The organism is Streptococcus suis (assembly GCF_002960445.1).
GTDB lineage: Bacteria > Bacillota > Bacilli > Lactobacillales > Streptococcaceae > Streptococcus > Streptococcus hyiners.
Map to the genome: position 1 here is coordinate 1 of NZ_POJD01000238.1, position 438 is coordinate 438.

Sequence of the window (438 nt, forward strand, 5' to 3'; positions counted from 1 at the left end):
AACCTCTTTTTATTTAGAATGTAATTTCGATTTTTGTAGAAATACAAAAAATCCTGAAAATAGTTTCAGAACGAGTTCTCATACCTAAAAGTAGTTTTTAGGAAAATATAAAAGATTCTACCCAAAATTTGAATAGAATCCTTATTTTAATACCATTTTCTTGTGATAAGTTTCTGACGAATAGTGTTTAGCTCCTAGCCTCTGTGGCTAAGAGAGTATAATACATTGCCAGATTACTCTATCACCTCATCCGCATACTGTGGGTATAACGTTGTTCCCCAGATGGTTATTTTACGTTGACCAACAAGTGGTAAATCTTTGTCATAAACTGTTCTCCACCACTCCCATGCTAATCCTGTACATTCTTGAATATTGACATGAAGATTGCGAGCATTTCCTGGAATTTGAATGGTTTCACTCCAGTGTGAGGTCAGATTT

1 protein-coding gene is annotated in these 438 nt (G+C 34.5%); it reads right to left on the minus strand.

The annotated features are described in order from the left end of the window. Positions 1-233: 233 nt before the first annotated feature. The coding region (locus tag C1G53_RS09110; RefSeq protein WP_330847476.1) for a thiol-activated cytolysin C-terminal domain-containing protein at positions 234-438 on the minus strand (205 nt) is incomplete at its 5' end.